The sequence below is a fragment of the Qipengyuania mesophila genome (assembly GCF_019711655.1).
GTDB lineage: Bacteria > Pseudomonadota > Alphaproteobacteria > Sphingomonadales > Sphingomonadaceae > Qipengyuania > Qipengyuania mesophila.
In genome coordinates, this window is sequence record NZ_JAIGNU010000001.1 from 63,812 (window position 1) to 79,487 (window position 15,676).

At 66.4% G+C, this 15,676-nt stretch carries 20 protein-coding genes; 7 read left to right on the forward strand and 13 right to left on the reverse strand.

Annotation, left to right across the window (positions count from 1 at the left end):
- Positions 1 to 5: 5 nt before the first annotated feature.
- Positions 6 to 350, reverse strand: coding sequence for a hypothetical protein (locus K3181_RS00305; protein WP_221599733.1), 345 nt, complete (start codon positions 348 to 350; stop codon positions 6 to 8).
- A 6-nt stretch (positions 351 to 356) separates the two neighbouring features.
- On the reverse strand, positions 357 to 1,112 hold the full coding sequence (locus K3181_RS00310; protein WP_221599735.1) for a 3-hydroxybutyrate dehydrogenase: 756 nt from the start codon (positions 1,110 to 1,112) through the stop codon (positions 357 to 359).
- Positions 1,113 to 1,201: 89 nt separating this feature from the next.
- On the opposite strand from K3181_RS00310, the gene ypfJ reads away from it, so the two are divergent.
- The gene (ypfJ, locus tag K3181_RS00315; RefSeq protein ID WP_221599737.1) at positions 1,202 to 2,056 is read left to right on the forward strand and encodes a KPN_02809 family neutral zinc metallopeptidase; all 855 of its coding nucleotides are present in this window, start codon (positions 1,202 to 1,204) and stop codon (positions 2,054 to 2,056) included.
- Positions 2,057 to 2,125: 69 nt separating this feature from the next.
- On the opposite strand, the gene K3181_RS00320 is transcribed toward ypfJ, so the two are convergent.
- Both K3181_RS00320 and K3181_RS00325 read right to left on the reverse strand, forming a co-directional pair.
- Positions 2,126 to 3,955 carry a M56 family metallopeptidase gene (locus K3181_RS00320; RefSeq protein WP_221599739.1) on the reverse strand — a complete coding sequence of 610 codons (1,830 nt, stop codon included), beginning with the start codon at positions 3,953 to 3,955 and terminating at the stop codon, positions 2,126 to 2,128.
- A complete protein-coding gene (locus K3181_RS00325) occupies positions 3,952 to 4,341 on the reverse strand; it encodes a BlaI/MecI/CopY family transcriptional regulator (RefSeq protein ID WP_221599741.1) in 390 nt (129 codons plus the stop codon). The genes K3181_RS00320 and K3181_RS00325 overlap by 4 nt, the downstream gene beginning before the upstream one ends.
- 130 nt (positions 4,342 to 4,471) lie before the next feature.
- Here K3181_RS00325 and K3181_RS00330 point away from each other — a divergent pair, with 130 nt between their 5' ends.
- Positions 4,472 to 5,137 carry a peptidylprolyl isomerase gene (locus tag K3181_RS00330; protein WP_221599743.1) on the forward strand — a complete coding sequence of 222 codons (666 nt, stop codon included), beginning with the start codon at positions 4,472 to 4,474 and terminating at the stop codon, positions 5,135 to 5,137.
- Positions 5,138 to 5,145: 8 nt separating this feature from the next.
- Here the strand turns inward: K3181_RS00330 and K3181_RS00335 are convergent, their stop codons facing one another.
- The 3 genes from K3181_RS00335 to K3181_RS00345 are packed head-to-tail and all read right to left on the reverse strand — an operon-like array spanning position 5,146 to position 6,339.
- Positions 5,146 to 5,421 carry a TehB-like domain-containing protein gene (locus K3181_RS00335; RefSeq protein WP_221599745.1) on the reverse strand — a complete coding sequence of 92 codons (276 nt, stop codon included), beginning with the start codon at positions 5,419 to 5,421 and terminating at the stop codon, positions 5,146 to 5,148.
- The gene (locus K3181_RS00340) at positions 5,418 to 5,867 is read right to left on the reverse strand and encodes a hypothetical protein (RefSeq protein WP_221599747.1); all 450 of its coding nucleotides are present in this window, start codon (positions 5,865 to 5,867) and stop codon (positions 5,418 to 5,420) included. Before K3181_RS00340 ends, K3181_RS00335 begins: the two co-directional genes overlap by 4 nt.
- A complete protein-coding gene (locus K3181_RS00345) occupies positions 5,860 to 6,339 on the reverse strand; it encodes a group III truncated hemoglobin (protein WP_221599749.1) in 480 nt (159 codons plus the stop codon). The genes K3181_RS00340 and K3181_RS00345 overlap by 8 nt, the downstream gene beginning before the upstream one ends.
- 84 nt (positions 6,340 to 6,423) lie before the next feature.
- Here K3181_RS00345 and K3181_RS00350 point away from each other — a divergent pair, with 84 nt between their 5' ends.
- The gene (locus K3181_RS00350; protein ID WP_221599751.1) at positions 6,424 to 6,858 is read left to right on the forward strand and encodes an RrF2 family transcriptional regulator; all 435 of its coding nucleotides are present in this window, start codon (positions 6,424 to 6,426) and stop codon (positions 6,856 to 6,858) included.
- A 127-nt stretch (positions 6,859 to 6,985) separates the two neighbouring features.
- On the opposite strand, the gene K3181_RS00355 is transcribed toward K3181_RS00350, so the two are convergent.
- The 6 genes from K3181_RS00355 to sdhC are packed head-to-tail and all read right to left on the reverse strand — an operon-like array spanning position 6,986 to position 12,370.
- Positions 6,986 to 7,849: a glycoside hydrolase gene (locus tag K3181_RS00355; RefSeq protein ID WP_247714812.1), complete on the reverse strand. Its 864-nt coding sequence runs from the start codon at positions 7,847 to 7,849 to the stop codon at positions 6,986 to 6,988.
- Between the two features lie 8 nt (positions 7,850 to 7,857).
- On the reverse strand, positions 7,858 to 9,165 hold the full coding sequence (locus K3181_RS00360) for a M20/M25/M40 family metallo-hydrolase (protein WP_221599753.1): 1,308 nt from the start codon (positions 9,163 to 9,165) through the stop codon (positions 7,858 to 7,860).
- A gap of 31 nt (positions 9,166 to 9,196) precedes the next feature.
- On the reverse strand, positions 9,197 to 9,742 hold the full coding sequence (locus K3181_RS15825; RefSeq protein ID WP_425594530.1) for an STM3941 family protein: 546 nt from the start codon (positions 9,740 to 9,742) through the stop codon (positions 9,197 to 9,199).
- A 4-nt stretch (positions 9,743 to 9,746) separates the two neighbouring features.
- Positions 9,747 to 11,591: a succinate dehydrogenase flavoprotein subunit gene (gene sdhA / locus K3181_RS00365; RefSeq protein ID WP_221599755.1), complete on the reverse strand. Its 1,845-nt coding sequence runs from the start codon at positions 11,589 to 11,591 to the stop codon at positions 9,747 to 9,749.
- On the reverse strand, positions 11,591 to 11,977 hold the full coding sequence (sdhD, locus tag K3181_RS00370; protein WP_221599757.1) for a succinate dehydrogenase, hydrophobic membrane anchor protein: 387 nt from the start codon (positions 11,975 to 11,977) through the stop codon (positions 11,591 to 11,593). Before sdhD ends, sdhA begins: the two co-directional genes overlap by 1 nt.
- Before the next feature lie 12 nt (positions 11,978 to 11,989).
- A complete protein-coding gene (sdhC, locus tag K3181_RS00375; protein ID WP_221602768.1) occupies positions 11,990 to 12,370 on the reverse strand; it encodes a succinate dehydrogenase, cytochrome b556 subunit in 381 nt (126 codons plus the stop codon).
- 109 nt (positions 12,371 to 12,479) lie between these two features.
- Between sdhC and K3181_RS00380 the strand changes: the two genes are divergently transcribed.
- From K3181_RS00380 to K3181_RS15545, 4 genes are all read left to right on the forward strand, one after another.
- Positions 12,480 to 13,190 (forward strand): SDR family NAD(P)-dependent oxidoreductase, encoded by a 711-nt coding sequence (locus K3181_RS00380; protein WP_221599759.1) that lies wholly within the window; start codon positions 12,480 to 12,482, stop codon positions 13,188 to 13,190.
- Positions 13,180 to 14,112 carry a subclass B3 metallo-beta-lactamase gene (bla, locus tag K3181_RS00385; RefSeq protein ID WP_221599761.1) on the forward strand — a complete coding sequence of 311 codons (933 nt, stop codon included), beginning with the start codon at positions 13,180 to 13,182 and terminating at the stop codon, positions 14,110 to 14,112. The genes K3181_RS00380 and bla overlap by 11 nt, the downstream gene beginning before the upstream one ends.
- Positions 14,105 to 15,010 (forward strand): 50S ribosomal protein L11 methyltransferase, encoded by a 906-nt coding sequence (locus tag K3181_RS00390; RefSeq protein ID WP_221599763.1) that lies wholly within the window; start codon positions 14,105 to 14,107, stop codon positions 15,008 to 15,010. Before bla ends, K3181_RS00390 begins: the two co-directional genes overlap by 8 nt.
- Before the next feature lie 67 nt (positions 15,011 to 15,077).
- Positions 15,078 to 15,665 carry a DUF2061 domain-containing protein gene (locus K3181_RS15545; RefSeq protein ID WP_247714813.1) on the forward strand — a complete coding sequence of 196 codons (588 nt, stop codon included), beginning with the start codon at positions 15,078 to 15,080 and terminating at the stop codon, positions 15,663 to 15,665.
- Positions 15,666 to 15,676 lie beyond the last annotated feature (11 nt).

Below are 15,676 nucleotides of genomic sequence, written 5' to 3' on the forward strand. Positions count from 1 at the left end.
GGAAACTAGCTAGTGCCTCTCCCGACTTCCTTGCCACTTGCGCGGTGGCGATACAGGCGGAGGAAGACGAGCAGCGCCCCGACGGGAAACAGGAACTGCAGCACCTGCGGTTGCCAGCGAGCATCGAGGCCAGTGAAAGACGCGGTCGGCAGCGCTATCCCGAAGAGCCAGTAGACCCGGTCGGGCCGCGCGAGGACAAGTGCCCCTCCCCCGACGCCGAAAAGTGCAAGGATCGACCAGAGCGGCTTGCGGGGAAGGCCCGGTTCGCGGAGCGCGAGCACCATCGCCGCCAGGCTGGCAAGCAGGCTGCCCGCCATGGCGGCGAGGAAGGCAATCTCGACCGTAGTCATGGAGCGTTATTCCGCAGTCCAGCCGCCGTCGATGCTCCAGTTGGCGCCGTTGACGTTCTGCATCTCGTCGCGGCAAAGGAACACGGCCAGCGCGCCGATTTCCTCGGGCTGGACGAACTTCTTGGTCGCCTGCTTCACCAGCAGCACGTCGTTGATCACCTCGTCGCGGGTCATGCCGCGCGCCTTCATCGTATCGGGGATCTGGTTCTCGACCAGCGGGGTCCAGACATAGCCGGGGCTGATGCAGTTCGCCGTCACTCCGTGCTCGGCGAGTTCGAGCGCGATGGTCTTGGTAAAGCCGTCGAGCCCGTGCTTGGCGGCATTGTAAGCGCCCTTGAACGGGCTCGCGACCTTCGAATGCGCGCTCGCCGTGTTGATGATGCGACCCCAGCCCTTCTTCTTCATGCTCGGCACCGCGAGGCGCGTGGTGTGGAAGGCGGCACTCAGATTGAGTGCGAGGATGAGGTTCCACTTGTCGACCGGAAACTCCTCGACCGGGGCGACGTGCTGCATCCCGGCATTGTTGACGAGGATATCGATCTCGCCCGCCTGCTCCATCATCGCCCCGACCTGCGCGACGTCGGTCAGGTCGGCACCCGAATGCGTGGCGCCCAGTTCCTCGCACAGTTTCGCGATCTCGTCCTCGTCGCCGAAGCCGTTGAGCACCACTCTGGCCCCCTCGCCCGCCAGCGCCCGCGCGATGGCGAGGCCGATACCGCTGGTCGATCCGGTGACGAGTGCGCGTTTTCCTTCGAGAAACATTCGGGGCTCCAGGCGTTATGTCGATAATCGAAGGCCGACATCGCGCACATGGGGTGCGCTGTAAAGCGGCCATGCCAAAGGGGGAGCGCATGCGGCTCAATCCGTTCAATACCGGGAATATCGACGTGCGTTCGAGCGGTGGCGGCATGCCCGGGGGCAAGGCCGGCGGCATCGGCTGCGGCACGATCGTGATCGCCGCGCTGGGATATTTCGTCTTCGGCCTCGATCCGATGCAGACTGCGGGGATGGTCGAAAGCGTCCAGCAGGGCCAGGAGCAGGCAGGGCCCGCCAATACCGACGAGCAGGCGATCTGTACCAGCAGCGCCTATGCGCGCGAGACCTGCAACGGCCTCCAGTCGCTCAACGAGACCTGGGGCCAGACCTTCTCGGCGCAGGGCTATGGCGACCAGTTCAAGCAGCCTACGCTCGATCTCTACGGCGGCGGTGGGGTGCGCACCGCCTGCGGCAGCGCCAATTCGGCGATGGGCCCGTTCTACTGCCCGGGCGACCAGACGATCTATATCGATACCAGCTTCTACGACACGCTCGAACGCCAGCTCGGCGCGGGCGGCGATTTCGCGCGCTACTACGTGCTCGCGCATGAATACGGCCACCACGTCCAGACGCTCACCGGGGTTTCGAACCAGATCCGCAGCGCGCAGGAACAGAACCCCCGCCGCGCGAACCAGCTGCAGGTGCTGATGGAACTGCAGGCCGATTGCTACGCGGGCGTGTGGGCGGGCAAGAACCGCAACCTCATCGAGCCGGGCGATATCGAGGAAGGCATGCAGGCCGCCGCCGCGATCGGCGACGACCGCCTGACCGGGGGACGCGTCTCGAGCGAGAACTTCACCCACGGCACCAGCCAGCAGCGCAGCGATGCGCTGCGGCTCGGCCTCCAGGGCGACGACCGCGCCTGCGACCGGATCACAGCAGTCGGCTGAGTCCCGGCACATCCATGGGAAAGGGCGCGGGCCAGCCGGCCGCGCCCTCCCAGGGCCGCGCTGCAGGGGTCAGCGCGAATGTTCGGCGATTTCCTCGTCGAGTTCACGCAAGGCCTCGGCCCGCGCTTCGCTTGACAGGTTGCGGTCGCGCGCGATCGCATGGCGCGCGGACTGCATGGCCTTGAGCGCGACGCGATCGCCGAACTCCTCGCAGACGTAGAGCACGGTCCGGCCCCTGCTGTCGGTTCGGCTGGTCACGGGCGACTCGTTATCGATGCACTTCTCGACGACACGCGGTGCCGATGCCCTCGCGGCAGCCGCCGACGCATGCGCTTCGGCGATCGCGACGCGGCTCTCGGCATGCACCCTGGCGGTAGCCTTGCGCAGTTCACGCTGCATTTCACCATCGGCGCGCATCTGGTCGAGCGCTCTCTCCATCTCGACGCTGAATTCACCGCCCTCGGCGAACTTGAGCCGCAGCTTCTTCATTTCCTTTTCGAACGCCTTGCGTTCGGAGGCCGACATCTCGTCCCAATCCTTGCCGTTCCAGTTGATCTGGCGGTGGGAGAGCGCATCGTGGTCGCCTCGCGCAATCTCGCGCTCGATTTCGCGAAGTTCCGCCCGCGCTTCGGCCATCTCTTCGCGCGCTTCCTGGGCTCTTTCACGCGCCTCTGCGGCTCGCTCACGCGCTTCTTCGGCTCGTTCGCGGCTTTCCTCCATGCGGTCGCGCAGGGCATCGGCAAAGGCCTCGGAATCGAGGAAGGCGAGCTGGGCGTGCTCGGCGATCGGCGCGGGATCGGCCAGCATGTCCGGTTCGGCCACCGGGTTCACCATCCCCGTCATTTCGGGCTGCGCCTCGCCCGCCAGCGCCGGCGCGGCGCCGACATAGCAGATGCTAGCGGTCATCGGCAGCGCCAGAAGCGCGGCGCCAACGGCCCCGCGCGCGGCCATGCGGCGACGACGCGAGTCGTCGGTCATGGGCAGGTTCCGCAGGCGGTGGATGATCGACTTGTCGCCGAGCACGGGGCAGGCCATCGGAGCAGCCAGCGCGGGTCGGGGGCATATTTGCGGGCGACGCGCGAAATCGGCGATCACCGCGGCGTAGGCGGCGCGCTCGTCGCGGCTGCGGCTGGCGACCACGCGGGCGTCGCAGGCGGCCTCCTGGTCGCGGCGCATGGCGGTCCAGCCCATCCAGCCGAGCGGGTTGAACCAGTGCACGGCGAAGAGCGGCTGGATCAGCACGTTGACGAGGATATCGTGCCCGCGATGGTGCGCCAGCTCGTGCGCAATGGCGAGATCGCGGACCTGGCGCGGGCGGCTGGCCATGAAGCCGTCGGGCAGTGCGATGACCTTGTCGAAGACGCCGAAGGCCATCGGTCCCGAGATCGCGGGCGTCTCGACCAGGCGGATACTGCCGACCTCGCCCATCGGGCGGGCGTCCTCGAGCAGCTCGCGACGGAGCTCACCATAGAGCCAGAAGCGGCGAATGAGGAAGATCGCGGCGCCGAGCAGCCACAGGAACACCAGCGGGGTGACGAAGTCGATCGGCGATTCGAGCGGCACCGGCGCGACCGGGACAACGAATGATGCCTGCGACAGTCCGGCGTCAGCAGCGGGCGCGGCGGCGGCGAAATCGGCCATCGCCGGATCGAACTCGGCCATGGCCGGTTCGAAGGCGGTCTCGGTCTGCAGGAACGAAGGCTGCATCCAGGCGGGCAACTGGACCGGCGGGAACAGCAGCCGGGCGAGCGGCAGGAACCACAGAGCATAGGCGGCGCCAGCGCCGAGATGGCGCCCGACGGGGCGGCGCAGCAGCAGCGCGACGCCGATGAGCACGCCGGTCCACAGTAGCGTATCGAACAGGAACCAGTCCCAATAGTCGCGAAATAGCTCGGTCATTTGCGCATCTCCCTCAAGAGCGCTTCGATTTCGGCGAGATCCTCGTCACTCAGCGCCTCGCTCTCGGCAAGCTGCGCGAAGAGCGGTGCTGCGCGCCCGCCGAACAGCCGGTCGACCAGGCGACGGCTTTCACCTCCGACATAGTCGGAGCGTTCGATCAGCGGACGATAGAGGAATTTACGACCCTCGGGTTCGGTGCCGACAACCTCCTTCTGGACGAGGCGGCTGAGCAGCGTCTTGACGGTGGGGATCGACCAGTCGCGCTGGGCGCAGATCGCATCGCAGACTTCGGAAGCGGAGATGGGATTCTGGTCCCACAGCACTTCCATCACCGCGTGTTCGGCCTCGCTGATCCGTTCTCCGGGTGCATCCTTGCGCTTGGCCATTTCCCACTCCGTAAGCGTAATTCTTCGATTACGTCTGTAGCCGCAACGACTACGCCTGTAAACCTGTAGCCTGGATGAACGGGCGCGAAACGCGCTTGCTTCTCGACCAACGCCCTATCAGGGTGGATGAATGACACGCGCCGTCGCCCTGCTCGCCCCCCTTGCGTTCCTCGCCTCACCGCTGCTCGCGCAGGAGGCTGCCCCGGATGCGCCGCACGAATTCACGACGCAACTGGTGGTGATAGAGACCACCAAGGGCGACATTACCGTGGCGATCGAGACCGAGCGCGCGCCGATTACCGCCGCCAATTTCCTGCGCTATGTCGACGAGGACCGCTTCGACGGCACGCATTTCTACCGCGCGATGCATCTCGACTGGGGCGAGCCGCCCAACGGGCTGCTGCAGGGCGGGACGCAGATGGACCCCGAGCGCGTCCTGCCGCCGATCGCGCATGAACCGACCACGGAAACGGGGCTCAGCCATACCGACGGGGCGCTGTCGATGGCGCGCTACGATCCGGGCAGCGCGACCGGAGACTTCTCGATCATGATCAAGGACCAGACGGGGCTCGACGCCACGCCCGGCTCGTCCGATCCGAGCCTGCAGGCCGGTTTCGCCGTGTTCGGCCATGTCGTCGCGGGGATGGACGTGGTCAACGCGATCCACGCCATGCCGCCCGATCCCGACAAGGGCGAAGGCTGGATGAAGGGGCAGCTGCTCGCCGATCCGGTCGAGATCGTCGACATGCGGCGGGTGGAGACGTTGCCCGAGGAAGCACCAGCGGAAGGCGGGTGACGCGCCGCTCAGAACTGGTGCTGGAAGGCAATCGATAGGCTGAAGGCGCACTGTGGTTCGAGATGATGCGGGCGCGCCGGCGGAATGACCGCAATGTCGCCCTCACCAAGGCGGACAGGAGCGCCATTCCCGTCGTCCCACACGAGCAGGACTTCGCCGGCAATCATGTCGAGACGCCCCCAGCAACCCGCCTTGAGGCGGTGCTCCTTCAGCAAGCCCTGCGGCAGGGTGCGCTCGTCGAACGGCCCGATGGTTCGGTAGGTCTCCAGCCGCGCCGCGTTCATGCGGAAAGGGCGCAGATGATCGCGATCCCGATGGCGAACAGGGCAAGGACAACCGGTACGATCAGCACCTGGGCAAAGACCGTGCGCGATTCCATCGGACCCGTCCAGGTCGACAAGGCCTGCCCCCGGTCGAGCGGGGAGCGTGCCTCGGGGCCCGCCTGCCGCGCACCGATCCGTGCCACCCCGAAAAAGACGAAAGTGTAGAGGACCGAGATCACGATGGCGAAACGGGCCGCCCCGCTGCCGCCGGTCGCGATCGCGATGGCACCGAAAAAGACGCCATAGCAGGCGAGCATCGAGAGCCACAGCCTGCGCGGCAACTGGAAGCCGGGGTTGGCCGGTGGGACGAGCGGCGCGGCATGGGGAAGAAAGGCGGCATCGAGCGCCTCCAGTTCCGCGGCTGCATCGCCTACGTCGACATTCGGGAAATCGTGCTGCTCATACATGCGGGAGGTCCTTTCCTGCTCGCGAGCCGACCAGCCCGTCGCGGCGGACGGCGATCCCGGTCAGCAGGCTGTCGGCTATGGAACGCGCGCGCGCCGCGACGAGGAGCGTTCCCCCGGGGCTCTCCTCGAGGTCGCGCAATGTGGCGTAGAACAAGTCGAGCCAGCGGCTGAAATGCCGCTCCTCGAGTCCGGGAATGGCCATGTGCTGGCGCATCGGGTTGCCCGAGAATTCGCCACTGTTGAACAGGATCGAGCGCCAGAAGCTCTTCATCCGTTCGAGATGTATCGGCCAGTCCGCGATCCTGTCGGAGAAGATCGGCCCGAGCAGTGGGTCCTCGCGCACGGCGGCGTAGAAACTCTCGACCAGTCGCGCGACGAAAGCCTCGTCCACGCCGAGCGCTTCGGCCTCGGCACGCTTGGCGGCGCGGGCCGCCTGAACCTCTTCCCGCGATCGTTCCCGGACTTGCTGCATGGATTCTTACCGACTCATTATCAGGTATATGAGATACCTTTTATCGGCCTTGCCGCGAAAAGCAATATTCAATATACCTCTTTTATGCAGTTGAACCTTCGCACCGATTACGCGCTCCGCACGCTCATGGCGCTGGCCGCGACCGACGAGACGATTTCGATCGACTGGATCGCGGAACGCTATGCCATCTCGCGCAACCATCTCGCCAAGGTGGCGCAGGATCTTGCCGCGGCGGGATTCGTCGAAACGCAGCGCGGTCGCGGCGGGGGTCTGCGGCTGGCGCGCCCGGCAGAGCAGATCAATGTCGGCGACGTCGTGCGCCGGCTCGAACATTTCGAGGGCTTCGTGGCCTGCATGGGCGGCAAGGCCGAATGCGCGATCGACGGATCCTGCGGCCTCAAGCCGGCACTTTCGGGCGCGCTCGAGGCGTTTCTCGGCCATCTCGAAGGCTATACGCTCGCGGACATAACCGGCAGCCCGGCCAAGTTGCTTCGCCAGCTCGCGAGCCACGCGAACTGAAACCTCTCGAACAGGCCATGGCGGGATTATCCGGCGAGGCCGAAGGTTGCATGGAGGGGCAGCTGCCCGCCGACCCGGTCGAGATAGTCGAGCTGCGACGGGTGGAGGCGCCTGCCGATCCGACCGGCTAGCACACCTCGGCGGTGTTTTCCGGCGGCGGGCCCGGCGGGACGCGGCCGGGATGCAGGTGGAAGGGGTCGCTCTTCAATGTGTGACTTGAACCATAGGCCTCGCCGAGCACCGCATAAAGCTGCGGATCATAGGTGGCGAGATCCTCGTGGTCGAGAATCCGCCGCCCGTCAAAGACCTGCAGGCGGTTCGAATCGAACCAGAACTGCGTCCCCTCGGCCCAGTATTCCTGCATCGTCGTGGTGGTGTATTCCTCGAACCACAGCTCACTGGCCAGCGCATTGGCATAGGCGGCTTCGACCCTGGCATAGAGCGCCGGATCGGCGCCCTCGATCGCGAACAGCACATTGTGCGCGAATTCGTGGACGAAGATCGTCTCGCCCCAGTAGCGCGAGGTTGGCAGGCCGAGCACATCCTCTTCGGAGCCGACCATGCGCCGGCCGCCGATCCCGCGCGCCCGCTCTTCCCAATATTCGCGGGTCGTCTTGGCCCCGATCCTCTCGTCGTAATGCTTTATCTCGCAGCGGGTGAGCCGTGGATCGTCGCGCGCGGGCTTCGTCCAGTCTGCGTTCTCGGGCAAGTCGAGCAGCGCCTCGTCCTGCGCGATCAGCGCGACGCGGTAGTCGTGCGCTACCAGCCAGCGGGCAAGATCCGGTCGGTGTGCGAGCATCCCGCGGATCATGTCGCGCGCCGCGAAGAGTGCCGCATCGGGCACGCGCGCGGAGGACAGCACGGGAATCCCCGCCGCATCGACATGCTTGGCATAGAACGGGGCGGTGCCCAGACGCGCGGGCGGCGCACCGGCGTTGGTCGCGCAGGCCGCGAGCAGCGCGGTAGCGGCAGCGAGGGCAAGCGACCGCATAGCCGCAGCTACTCGGACGAGGACACTTTCGCCAGTCGGCTCATCAGGATCGCGGCGCGCTGTGCCTGGCGCACCATCGAGCGCAGGTCGATCGACTCGCCCGCGGCATGGCTGCCGCTGCCCGAGGGGCCCATGCCCGCGAGCCCGTCGACATAGGGCGCGACGAAGCTGATGTCGGCGGCGCCGCGGCGGGAGGGCGGATAGGGGGCCATCACCTCGAGCCCGAGATCGGCATTGATCGCATTGAGCCTGCCCAGCAGCGCATCATTGCCCGCGGTCGGCGCCATCGGCGGATAGCGGAACTCGATCGCGATCTCCGCCTCGGTCCCGGGCAGGTGCTCGGCGACGATGGCGCGCATCTTCGCCGCAGTGCGCTCGTTCTGCTCCTGCGTCAGCGCGCGCAGGTCCCCGCGCGCCACCGCGGTCGACGGAATGATGTTGGTCTTGCCGGTGGTGGTGGCGGAAAGGCCGTCCTCGCCGATCTCCGCCGGAGTCCCGCCCGCCATGAAACCGACGTTGTAGGTCAGGTTCTCCTCCGGCAACTCGCGCCGGAAGGCATCGAGGATGCGCGCCATTTCATAGATCGCGCCATAGCCGACGCCCTCGGCGAAAATGCCCGAGCTGTGCCCGCTCCGCGCGCTGGTGGTCAGCGTCCAGCTGCCCGAGGAACGCCGCGCGACGACGCCCGTGTCCTTGCCGTCGAGGATCGACAGCGCCTCGAAGCCGATCGCGACATCGGCCCATTGGCCAGCCTCGATCAGATCCCTGCGCGCGACCTCCAGCGGGTCACCCGCATCCTCCTCGTCGCCGGTCAGCGCGACGACGATGTTCGCATCGTCGAGCGTCCCCGCCGCCTTCATCGCGCGCAGAGCGGAGAGGATCACCACCACTCCGCCCTTGTCGTCGAGAATCCCGGGGCCGACCGCCGTATCGCCCTCGCGGACGAAACCGGTGAAGGGAGAATCGGGTTCGAAGACCGTGTCGAGATGCCCGATCAGCAGCATCTTCGTGCTGCCCGGTGCACCTTCGTGCCGCGCGAAGAGGTGCCCTGCCCGCCCCGCGGCGGACTGATCGATCCATTCGGTGGTGAAGCCCAGCGCCTCGAATTCGGGCACCAGAGCTTCGGCCACGGCCTTCACGCCCGCATGGTTGTGCGAGCCCGAATTGATCAGCGTGATCCTCTCGAGCAGCGCGACGTCGGTTTCATAGTCCGCCTCGACCGAGGCGACGATCGCCTGTTCGGGTGCGGAAAGCTGGGCAGCTGCGGGACTGGCAAATACGGCGGCGCAAAGAAGCGCAGGGATCAGAATACGCATGTGAAGAACTGGCCGGTGAAGCGACGCTGAGTCAACCTGCTATCCGAGTAAGATGGACTGGCGCAAAACGTCTGATTGCATCGTTCAACGCCTCTCGATCGGCATCCATCGACCCCGTGGCAATCGCTAGGGAGGAGCCCACCAGAGTTCGGTTTGTGGCCGCTAGAACTCTGTGCCACCCTGACAGATCGCGGCGAACATCTCGAGTTACCTCGAATAGGACAAAGCGAGGGGCAAACTTGATGGACGTGATTTCGTCCCAAGAGAAGGCGCGATTGTAGTGCTGCGCGCACGAAATGCCCAGAGCGTCGACACGAACTGCGTTGTTGGGCGAAGCAATTCTGCGAACAATGATTGTCGCGGCCCAAACAAAGAAGGCTACGGCAGGCCAACCGAAGTACGGGGAAGTAGCCAGCTCCGCGAAGATCATGCGTCTTCCGGTTGCCGGCACCTCCACATCTCCGAAGACCCCGAGCATCCAAAGCTGGCCTACGACAAACCCCAAAGAACCAAGCAGAAGCAGGTATAGTCGTTTGCGAGAGTGGTGAGCGACGAAAGCATCGCGTTCGTCGCCCATCCGGTCAGTACACCCGCTTCTTCGGCTGGATATAGGTCACATCGTCGGTCAGGGTGTATTCGTGGACCGGGCGGTAGTCGATCTTCACGCCGCCGCCATTGCCGCCCCAGCCGTCGAACCAGGCGATGGTGTGCTTCATCCAGTTTGCGTCGTCGCGCTCGGGGAAGTCCTCGTGCGCATGCGCGCCGCGGCTTTCCTTGCGGTTCTCGGCCGAGGCCATGGTGACATTGGCCTGCGCCATGAGATTGTCGAGCTCGAGGGTCTCGATCAGATCGCTGTTCCAGATCAGCGAGCGGTCGTGGACCTTGATGTCCGTCATCCGCTTGTTGATTTCCTTCAGCTGCTCGACGCCCTCGGCGAGCAACTTGCTGTCGCGGAACACCGCCGCGTGGCGGGTCATCGACTTCTGCATGTCGGCGCGCAGCGCGGCGGTCGAGGTGCCGCCGTCGGCATAGCGGAAGTGGTCGAGCCGGGTCAGCGCCAGGTCCGCGCTGTTGGCGGGGAGCTCGTCGAAGCTCGTGCCCGGGGTGATCAGTTCCTTGAGGCGATGGCCGGTGGCGCGGCCGAAGACCACGAGGTCGATCAGCGAGTTGGAGCCGAGGCGGTTGGCGCCGTGAACCGAGACGCAGGCAGCCTCGCCCACCGCGAACAGGCCGGGAACGATCTTCTCGGGATCGCTGGAGTCGCCCGCCATCACTTCGCCGTGATAGTTACAGGGGATGCCACCCATGTTGTAATGGACCGTCGGCGTGACCGGCAGCGGTTCGCGGGTCAGGTCGACCCCGGCGAAGATCTTGCCGCTCTCGGTGATGCCCGGCAGGCGCTGCGCGAGCACCGCCGGATCGATGTGATCGAGGTGGAGGTAGATGTGATCCTTTTCGGGGCCCACACCGCGGCCTTCGCGCATCTCGAGCGCCATCGAGCGGCTGACGACGTCGCGCGAGGCGAGGTCCTTGGCGCTCGGGGCATAGCGCTCCATGAAGCGCTCGCCTTCGGAATTGGTGAGGTAGCCGCCCTCGCCGCGCGCGCCTTCGGTGATGAGCACGCCCGCGCCGTAGATGCCGGTCGGGTGGAACTGGACGAATTCCATGTCCTGCAGCGGCAAGCCGGCGCGTAGCACCATGCCGCCGCCGTCGCCGGTGCAGGTATGCGCGCTGGTCGCGGTGAAATAGCAGCGGCCATAGCCGCCGGTCGCCAGCACCACCGCCTTCGAACGGAAGCGGTGGATGGTACCATCGTCGAGGCACATGGCGATGACGCCGACGCATTCCTTCTCGCCGTTGGCGCCGTCCTTCATGATCAGGTCGAGCGCGAAATATTCGATGAAGAAGTCGGCGTCGTACTTCAGGCTCTGCTGGTAGAGCGCGTGGAGCATGGCATGGCCGGTACGGTCGGCGGCGGCGCAGGTGCGCTGCACCGGCGGGCCTTCGCCCATGTTCTGCATGTGCCCGCCGAACGGCCGCTGATAGATCGTGCCGTCGTCGTTGCGGCTGAAGGGCACGCCGGCGTGCTCGAGCTCGTAGACTGCCTGCGGCGCCTCGCGCACCATGTATTCGATCGCGTCCTGGTCGCCGAGCCAGTCGGAGCCCTTGACGGTATCGTACATATGCCACGTCCAGTGATCGGGCGTGTTGTTGCCGAGGCTGGCGGCGATGCCGCCCTGTGCGGCGACGGTGTGGCTGCGGGTCGGGAAGACCTTGGTGATATTGGCGGTCTTGAGGCCGCTCTCGGCCGCGCCCATGGTGGCGCGCAGGCCCGAACCGCCCGCGCCGACGACGACCACGTCATAGGTGTGGTCGGTAATCGGGTATTCGCGACCGTTGATGCTGAAGGTTTCGTTCCGGGCCATCAGGCGGCTCCTCCAAGGGCGATGCGGGCGATCGAGACGAGGCCGAAGGCGCCGCCGCCAATGGTTGCAAGATTGAGAAGGGCGAGGACGCCGAACTTGGTTCCGGCGTCGTGGACATAATCCTCGATCAGCACCTGCAGGCCGAGGCGCGCGTGCCAGAAGACCGAGACCACCAGCAGCGCCAGCGCGGTCGCGGGCAGCGTCTGCCCGGCCCAGGCGGTGACCGTGCCGAAGCTGTAGTTGGGCAGAAGCGCGAGGCTGATCGCGAGAAACAGCATCAGCACGAGATTGCCGATCGCGGTGAAGCGCTGCAGCAGCCAGTGATGCGCGCCCTCATGCGCCGAGCCGAGCCCGCGAACGCGTCCAATGGGGGTTCCGTTAGCCATGGGTCTTTGCCTTTAGCGAAGCAGGATGAGGGCCCAGAAGCCCGCGGTTAGAAGGATGCCGAGCAGCGGCGCGAGGATCGACCAGGTCTTGTTGGTGTCGAGTTCGTATCCCGCGCCAATATCGAGCACGAAGTGCCTGAGGCCGCTCATCATATGGGAGAAGAAGGCCCAGGACAGGCCGACCAGCACGACCAGGCCGAGCGGTGATCCCATCGCCTCGGCGAAGACGGCATAGGCCTCGGCCCCCGCCGCCATCGCCCCGAGCCACCACAGCAGCACGCCGAGGCCGACCAGGGCGAGCCCGTCGCCGGTGATGCGGTGGAGGATCGAGACCGCCATGTGCGGCCCCCATTTCCAGATTTGCAGGTGCGGCGCCATCGGGCGATTGGCCATGGTCATCTTCCGGTTCAAACGAATTGGTGTGCTTCCCTTAGCGATGTGAACGTGCGTGACAAGGCGCGCGGCCTCGACAAGTTGCGCAAATTTTTCGAAGAGGCTTTGCATGACATGCATTCTTCTCACCGGCTCGAGCCGCGGGATCGGCGCCGCAGCCAAGGCGGCGCTCGAGGCGCGCGGCGCCAGGGTCGTCGGCCAGGCGACACACAGCTCCTCGGTCGACACCGTACCAGCCGATTTCACCGAGCCCACCGCGCCGCAGGAATTGTGGCTCGCCGCGCTCGCCCGCGCGGGCGGCCAGATCGACGTGCTGGTCAACAATGCCGGACTGTTCGATCCCAATCCGATCGAGCGCTCGGACATCGAATGGCTCGACGCCTGGGAAGACACGATGCGGATCAACCTCACCGCCGCGGCGCAACTGAGCCGCTTCGCCGTGAAACACTGGCAGGAGCGCGGGATCCCCGGACGTATCGTCCATGTCGCCAGCCGCGCCGGCCATCGCGGCGATTCGCCCGCGCACTGGCACTATGCCGCGAGCAAGGGCGGGATGCTGGCGATGCACAAGAGCATCGCTCGGGCCTATGCCGGCGAAGGCATCCTCAGCTTCGCCATCACTCCCGGCTTCACCGACACGGCGATGGCGGGCGACTATCTCGCGAGCCGTGGCGGCCCTGGCCTGCTCGCCGACATCCCGCTCGGCCGCGTAGCCGAGCCCGAGGAGATCGCCAAGTTGATCGAATTCTGCGCGCTCGACGCCCCGCCCAGCCTGACCGGCGCAACGCTCGACGCGAACGGGGCCAGCTATGTCCGCTAGGATTTTCGGGTTTGCGCTCGCGCTGATCTCGGCCGCCTGTACCACCACCGAAACCGCGGAGATGGATGCGGCGGCGGAGGATGCGGCGAACGCGGCTGCACGCCGTGCGTGGGTGGAACGCTGCACCGATTTCGACGAATGGGACAAACCCGCGCCTCCGTTCCGCATCTACGGCGATACCTATTACGTCGGGACCTGCGGGATCAGCGCGATCCTCGTCGTCGGCGGACCCGAGGGCGATGTGCTGATCGATACCGGCACCGAGAAAGGGGCGGAAATCGTCCTCGCCAATATCCGCGCGCTCGGCGTCGACCCACGAAATGTGCGCAGCGTGTTCATGAGCCACGAGCATTTCGATCACGTCGGCGGGATGGCGCGGTTCCTGGCGGCGACTGGCGCGAAAGTTACCGCCAGCGCTCCGGCTGCCGCGGTGCTGCGCACGGGACGTGTCTCGGTCGATGACCCGCAGGCAGGCAGCGGCCATCCGCCGTTTTCGCCGGTGGAGGACGACGCGCTCGAGGTCCTCGACCCCGAAGGGCGCGCAATCACCGCCGCCGGGCACGAATTCGTCCCCATCGCCACCCCCGGGCATACGCTCGGCGCGACCAGCTGGACGTGGGAGGAGTGCGAAGGCGGTGACTGCAAGCGGATCGTCTATGTCGACAGCATGAACCCGATCAGCGACGACACCTATCGCTTCTCCGACCATCCCGCACTCCTCGCCGCGTTCCGCAAGGGGATTGCCGACATCGCCGCGCTCGATTGCGACATCGTCCTGGCCCCGCACCCGAGCGCAGCGAAGATGCGCGACCGGCTGCTCGGCGAAGCGCCGCTGGTCGATCGCAGCGGCTGCCGCGCCTACGCCGCCGCCGTGGCCCAACGCCTCGACCAGCGCCTCGCCAAGGAGCGCGGCGATGACTGACACCTGGAAGATTTCCGCCGAGGTCTCGAAGACCGCCGCGCGGGCGGCGCTGGTCGCGCATGAGGATGCGACCGACTGGCCCGACACCTGGGTCGTGACCGGCATGGAAGTGGCCGACCACCTGCCCGAGGAATGGGTTTTCGAGGTCTATCTCGACCAGGAACCGACCTGCTGCGATCTCAAGCGCGTGGGCCGCCTTTTCGAGGGCAAGCCGCCCCGGTTCGCCGTCGAGAAGCTGCCCGAGACCGACTGGGTGACCGAAAGCCAGAAAGGGGTCGATCCGATCCGCGCGGGGCGATTCCACATCCGCACCCCCGAACACCAAGCCGATCCGGAGATGGTCGATTTCGTCATCCCAGCGAGCCAGGCCTTCGGTACCGGCCAGCACCAGACCACCGCCGGCTGCCTCGCCATGCTCGACCTGATGAAGCGCGAGGGGATCCTGGCGCGCAGGATCGCCGATATCGGCACCGGCACGGGTCTGCTCGCCTTCGCCGGCATGCATCTGTGGCCGGGCGCGCAGGCGACCGCTTCGGATATCGACCCGGTCTGCGCCGGAGTGGTGCGCGACAACATGGCGCTCAACGGCGTGGCCGAGGGCGGCGGTGCGGGCGAGCTGACCATGGTGATCGCCGACGGGATGGACGATCCGCTGCTCGAACTGCGCGGCCCATACGACCTGTTCATCGCCAATATCCTCGCCGGCCCGCTAGTCGAACTCGCCCCGTCCTTCGCCGCAGCGATCCCGTCGGGGGGCAATCTGCTGCTCGCCGGCCTGCTCGAAACGCAGGAGGCGCGCGTGCGCCGCGCCTATCGCGCGCTCGGCTTCCGTCTCGCCCGCCGGCTGGTCAAGGGCGACTGGTCGATCCTGTGGTTGCGCAGGAGCCGCGTGAGGTAGGCCGCCTGCCCGGCGCTGAGCACGCAAACGCTCGACAAACCACTGGGTTCACGGTTAAAACAAGGTAATGCGCACTGCCGCCGAGCCTCCGATGACCGGATCCGACACGCCGGCCGCGCTCCCGGTGCAGCACCAGGCCACGCGTCGCAGGTCGCTGGCCAAGGCGATTTCATGGCGCACCGTTGGATCGCTCGACACGCTGCTGCTGTCCTATCTGCTGATTACCTATCTCGGCCCGCTGGTCGGGCTCGAACACAGTTCCCGCCAGGCGCTCGGCGCGGCGAGTCTGATCGCGGCGACCGAGGTCGCGACCAAGATGGTGCTCTACTATCTGCACGAACGATTCTGGGAATGGACCAGCTGGGGGACCAGTCCCAACGGCAACCGGCGCCGCGAAAGCTACAGCCGCAGCACCACCAAGACCGCGACCTGGCGCGTGCTCGCCTCGCTCGATACCACGCTGCTCGCCTGGCTCTTCACCGGCAATGTCGCCACCGCCGCTTCGATCGGCGGGCTCGAAGTGGCGACCAAGCTGGTGCTCTATTTCTTCCACGAGCGCGCCTGGGCGCATATCGGCTACGGCCTCGTCACCGCCTCGCCGATCACGCTCGCGCCCGTGCCCGACCCCACGCCGGTCGAACCTCTCACCTCCTGACCCCTCCGCCG

What these genes read in the sequence shown, in the direction of transcription:
- K3181_RS00305 (WP_221599733.1), bottom strand. Translation starts at nt 350, where the DNA reads ATGACTACGGTCGAGATTGCCTTCCTCGCCGCCATGGCGGGCAGCCTG.
- K3181_RS00310 (WP_221599735.1), bottom strand. Translation starts at nt 1,112, where the DNA reads ATGTTTCTCGAAGGAAAACGCGCACTCGTCACCGGATCGACCAGCGGT.
- ypfJ (WP_221599737.1), top strand. Translation starts at nt 1,202, where the DNA reads ATGCGGCTCAATCCGTTCAATACCGGGAATATCGACGTGCGTTCGAGC.
- K3181_RS00320 (WP_221599739.1), bottom strand. Translation starts at nt 3,955, where the DNA reads ATGACCGAGCTATTTCGCGACTATTGGGACTGGTTCCTGTTCGATACG.
- K3181_RS00325 (WP_221599741.1), bottom strand. Translation starts at nt 4,341, where the DNA reads ATGGCCAAGCGCAAGGATGCACCCGGAGAACGGATCAGCGAGGCCGAA.
- K3181_RS00330 (WP_221599743.1), top strand. Translation starts at nt 4,472, where the DNA reads ATGACACGCGCCGTCGCCCTGCTCGCCCCCCTTGCGTTCCTCGCCTCA.
- K3181_RS00335 (WP_221599745.1), bottom strand. Translation starts at nt 5,421, where the DNA reads ATGAACGCGGCGCGGCTGGAGACCTACCGAACCATCGGGCCGTTCGAC.
- K3181_RS00340 (WP_221599747.1), bottom strand. Translation starts at nt 5,867, where the DNA reads ATGTATGAGCAGCACGATTTCCCGAATGTCGACGTAGGCGATGCAGCC.
- K3181_RS00345 (WP_221599749.1), bottom strand. Translation starts at nt 6,339, where the DNA reads ATGCAGCAAGTCCGGGAACGATCGCGGGAAGAGGTTCAGGCGGCCCGC.
- K3181_RS00350 (WP_221599751.1), top strand. Translation starts at nt 6,424, where the DNA reads ATGCAGTTGAACCTTCGCACCGATTACGCGCTCCGCACGCTCATGGCG.
- K3181_RS00355 (WP_247714812.1), bottom strand. Translation starts at nt 7,849, where the DNA reads ATGCGGTCGCTTGCCCTCGCTGCCGCTACCGCGCTGCTCGCGGCCTGC.
- K3181_RS00360 (WP_221599753.1), bottom strand. Translation starts at nt 9,165, where the DNA reads ATGCGTATTCTGATCCCTGCGCTTCTTTGCGCCGCCGTATTTGCCAGT.
- K3181_RS15825 (WP_425594530.1), bottom strand. Translation starts at nt 9,742, where the DNA reads ATGGGCGACGAACGCGATGCTTTCGTCGCTCACCACTCTCGCAAACGA.
- sdhA (WP_221599755.1), bottom strand. Translation starts at nt 11,591, where the DNA reads ATGGCCCGGAACGAAACCTTCAGCATCAACGGTCGCGAATACCCGATT.
- sdhD (WP_221599757.1), bottom strand. Translation starts at nt 11,977, where the DNA reads ATGGCTAACGGAACCCCCATTGGACGCGTTCGCGGGCTCGGCTCGGCG.
- sdhC (WP_221602768.1), bottom strand. Translation starts at nt 12,370, where the DNA reads ATGGCCAATCGCCCGATGGCGCCGCACCTGCAAATCTGGAAATGGGGG.
- K3181_RS00380 (WP_221599759.1), top strand. Translation starts at nt 12,480, where the DNA reads ATGACATGCATTCTTCTCACCGGCTCGAGCCGCGGGATCGGCGCCGCA.
- bla (WP_221599761.1), top strand. Translation starts at nt 13,180, where the DNA reads ATGTCCGCTAGGATTTTCGGGTTTGCGCTCGCGCTGATCTCGGCCGCC.
- K3181_RS00390 (WP_221599763.1), top strand. Translation starts at nt 14,105, where the DNA reads ATGACTGACACCTGGAAGATTTCCGCCGAGGTCTCGAAGACCGCCGCG.
- K3181_RS15545 (WP_247714813.1), top strand. Translation starts at nt 15,078, where the DNA reads ATGCGCACTGCCGCCGAGCCTCCGATGACCGGATCCGACACGCCGGCC.